The organism is Moorena sp. SIO4E2 (assembly GCF_010671945.1).
In the GTDB taxonomy this organism is placed as follows: domain Bacteria; phylum Cyanobacteriota; class Cyanobacteriia; order Cyanobacteriales; family Coleofasciculaceae; genus Moorena; species Moorena producens.
On sequence record NZ_JAAHIE010000600.1, the window covers coordinates 1 to 4,089 of the forward strand.

The 4,089-nt window shown below is 43.0% G+C and carries 3 protein-coding genes and 1 pseudogene; all 4 read left to right on the plus strand.

Going from position 1 to position 4,089, the window contains the following annotated elements:
- Positions 1-360: 360 nt before the first annotated feature.
- Positions 361-1,249, plus strand: a pseudogene (locus F6K37_RS33835) (reverse transcriptase domain-containing protein); the annotation flags it as partial.
- 629 nt (positions 1,250-1,878) lie between these two features.
- Positions 1,879-3,195 carry a group II intron reverse transcriptase/maturase gene (gene ltrA, locus F6K37_RS33840; protein WP_287255109.1) on the plus strand — a complete coding sequence of 439 codons (1,317 nt, stop codon included), beginning with the start codon at positions 1,879-1,881 and terminating at the stop codon, positions 3,193-3,195.
- Between the two features lie 34 nt (positions 3,196-3,229).
- On the plus strand, positions 3,230-3,550 hold the full coding sequence (locus tag F6K37_RS33845) for an HNH endonuclease (protein WP_287255111.1): 321 nt from the start codon (positions 3,230-3,232) through the stop codon (positions 3,548-3,550).
- 88 nt (positions 3,551-3,638) lie between these two features.
- Positions 3,639-3,965, plus strand: coding sequence for a group II intron maturase-specific domain-containing protein (locus F6K37_RS33850; RefSeq protein ID WP_353838820.1), 327 nt, complete (start codon positions 3,639-3,641; stop codon positions 3,963-3,965).
- The last annotated feature ends 124 nt before the right edge of the window (positions 3,966-4,089 follow it).

The window sequence follows — 4,089 nt, forward strand, 5'->3', positions numbered from 1 at the left end:
GTAAAGGATTCATGGGTACATCAGGAAGATACGTTTGAATCATCGTAAGGTACAACTGGTGAAAAAGCTGAAACACCAGAGATAAAAATCAATGGAATAGAGATTAAAGTTTGTTCTGGCTTTAAGGATTCCCTCAATATTCTCGATGAATAGTATCGCCCTAAAAGTCCAAAGAATGGTTATCAGGAACGAAGTAACCCCGATATGTGCTCTCAGTAAAGGTCGATTGCTGAGTAGGTAGTTAGCCGCAAGCCATGTCGGAGAAGGATTGAGCTCATTTGCAAATGCCTGGGGTAATGCCCGGGATACGCCGACAGACTCACGTTATGGGAAAAGAAATAGTTGTAAGTAGTAATAAATATGTCTAAAGCTAAAGGGTTCGCCCCTAAGTCGGAATGGAATAAGGTAAATTGGCGCAAGCTAGAAAAGACTTTATTTAAGTTACAAAAGCGATGCAGCGCGGTCTTGGGGGTTTCCCCCACTCGCTATTGCATCAAGACAACGAATATTTCGAGCCTCAGAGCGTGGTGATGTTCGCGCGGTACGTAAACTGCAAAAGACTCTGATGAAGTCCTGGACTGCCAAAATGATTGCGGTACGGAGGGTAACCCAAGAAAATAAAGGCAAAAAGGCTGCCGGAATAGAAGGAGTGAAATCTCTCAATCCAAAACAACGCTTCGCCCTAATAGCCAGCCTAAAAATCTCTAAAAAGGCATTACCTACCCGCCGAGTTTGGATACCTAAACCCGGTCGGTCCCAGAAACGGCCTCTGGGTATCCCAACCATATACGACCGTGCATTACAGGCACTTGTCAAGCAGGCATTAGAACCTGAATGGGAAGCAAAATTTGAACCTAATTCATTTGGGTTCAGACCAGGACGCTCATGTCATGACGCAATCGGAGCAATATATGTGAGCATTAATAAAAAACCCAAATGGGTATTAGATGCCGACATATCCAAATGTTTCGACAAAATCAACCATAATGCATTACTGACAAAACTGAATACTTATCCATCACTAAGACGTTTAATTAAGTCCTGGCTCAAAGTTGGAGTAATGGATAACAATACATTCTTCCCAACAGAAGAGGGTACCCCACAGGGTGGAGTCATTTCCCCTTTATTGGCTAATATAGCCCTCCAAGGTATGGAAGAACGAATTAAACAATATGCATTAACTATGAAAGGCAGCAAAAACGCCAACAAACATGCATTAAATCTAATTCGATACGCAGATGATTTCGTCAGTGCGACCTGAAAGTCGCACGGGAGAGTGGGAGATTCCAGAAGAACTCCCCAGGTAAGTGTCCAAATGCCTGTGTCCATTCTCTCACGGCTTCCGAAGTAATTCAGGAGTCGCACAGCGAGAGGAAATGCCGAACCCAAGTAGATAGTCACATGTCATATGGGAGGCTAGGGCAAAACCAATATGGACAGCGAACAGCAAATCTATCTCATGCTTCGTGACATCTGACTTTTGAAAGTGACTGACTACGGAAGATTGGGTCAGAGGAATGATGTCATGACCAGCATCATTCGCGGACACCTAACCCCGGAGTAAAGATAGAGTCCTAAGTTGGTTGAATCTCCATCCCGTGCGGAACAGGATAACCCCGAATCGGTCTTTGAGCTAGTTTCCACGTTCAAAGTAGAGAAATTGCAAGAGGACTATCAATCCCGATGCGGGTGAGGGAGGTCTTCAGTAGCGAATGCCGGACAGGGGGAAACCCCAGAGGAAAGCCAAAACAGGTATAACTCGACGGATAGGGCAGGTAATCAACCTGAAATACCCAACCCAAAAGGGTGCTGACAGAAGACTGGTGAATCTGTGGAAATTCAATGTTTGAGAACTGAACTTATTAGGAAAAGTTAGATATGACCTTAACAGGCGTAAACGTAACTGATAAGAACTATACTCATTGGCAATCGATAGATTGGCAAAAAGTTAACCGTGTAGTTAAGAACTTAAGACGGCGAATATTCAAGGCTACTCGTGAGAAACGTTGGAAGACACTCCGAAATCTACAAAGACTTCTAATGAAGTCTTACAGTAATACTCTCCTGGCAGTAAGGAGGTGTACACAACTCAACCAGGGAAAAAGAACTCCCGGTGTTGACGGACTGGTAGCATTGAACCCCACGGGAAGAGGAATACTGGTGGATTCCCTGACAAAATTTATCCCTTGGAAACCACTACCAGCCAAAAGGGTCTACATTCCCAAATCCAAAGGCAAAAAGCGTCCTCTAGGCATTCCCACCTTAATTGACCGTTGCCTACAAGCAATAGTCAAGAATGCTTTAGAACCATGTTGGGAAGCACAATTTGAAGGCATAAGTTACGGTTTCAGACCGGGCAGAAGCGCCCATGATGCCCTAGAGAAAATCTTCCGTGGTATTCGTCCAAACGGACGGAAAAAATGGGTAGTTGATGCCGACATTAAAGGATGCTTCGATAACATAAGCCACGAGTTTCTTATTAACAAAATTGGAAACTTTCCGGCACGAAAGCTGATACAAAAATGGCTCAAAGCAGGCTACGTGGAAAAAGGAGCATTCTACACAACAGAAGCCGGAACACCCCAGGGTGGCATTGTGTCGCCTTTATTAGCCAACATAGCCCTACATGGTATGGAAGACGCACTCGGAATCAAATACGACAAACGGGGTCAAATTATTGGCAACCGTATAGTGGTCAGATCTGCTGATGACTTTGTTTGTTTATGTGAAACCAAAGAAGATGCCCAACTAGTTCTTGAACAGCTCAAACTCTGGTTAGGTCAAAGAGGACTACAATTATCAGAGTCAAAAACTCGAATTGTTCACATTACAGAAGGGTTCGATTTTCTGGGATTCCACATCAGACACTACCGTGATAGTAACAGCAAATCTGGCTACAAACTGTTAACGAAACCGAGTCAAAAGGCAATCAAGGAAATCCGAGACCAACTCCGACACCTTTGGCTTAAATATAAATCTAACTCAGTCAAAGAATTAATATCGGTACTCAATCCCATCATTAGAGGTTGGGCAAATTACCACCGTAAAGGAGTAGCAAGGAAAACCTTTGAGAGCCTCGACCAATGGATGCATAAACGGGCTCTTATGATACGCCAAAAGAAAACATCCCAACAAAAACGACACCTGGAGGAAACAAAAATACTTCGGACGATTCAATTTGGAGAGGAAGGATAACTGGGTATTTGGAGACCACAGCAGTGGAATCCATTTGCTAAAATTCTCTTGGTTTAATATAGAACGCCATGTTCTCATACCTGGAAAATCGTCACCTGATGACCCTGACCCTGAAATCCAAAAATGGTTCATCTCCAAGCGTAAACGAGATTCCAAAAACCAGAAAAAGTCGTGGCAGAAAATAGCAAAAAACCAGCACTTTGTATGTCCGGTGTGTCAAGAATCTCTGTTTAACACAGAAGAACTGCACGTTCATCATGTCATCCCTAAATCAAAGGGAGGCAAGGACAACTACAAGAATCTCCAACTTGTTCATATTTTGTGTCACCAACGAATACATTATGGAAAGCCCTAGTGATTTGCTTGAGCCGTGATACTTGGAAACTTGTACGTCCGGTTCTGAGGGGGGAAAGGGACAGCGATGTCCCCGCCCTACCCGACTCATGCACAAAGACCAAACCGTGGTTAAAGAATGTCAACAAATAATCAGTGAATGGTTGAGTGGCATGGGTTTGGAATTAAAACCAAGTAAGACCAAAATCACCCACACAATGGACGGCTTCAATTTCTTAGGGTTCAACGTCAAACAATACAAAGTAGGGAAAAATCAGTCAAAGCAAGGTTTTAAGACTATCATCAAACCATCTTTGGAGAAAATCCAGAAACACTATGGGCACCTTTCCGATGTCATAGACCAACATCAAGCTGCCTCTCAATCGGCTCTGATTAGCCGACTTAACCCCATTATACAGGGATGGTGCAATTACTAAGCTGTTCGGCATTTAAATTGGTATAATAAAAATTAATAAATAACCCAATAATAGGAAATATGCCAGCAAAAAATTATCTGACACAAGAGCAAAAAACAATACTTCAAAAAGCCTTAAAAATAGA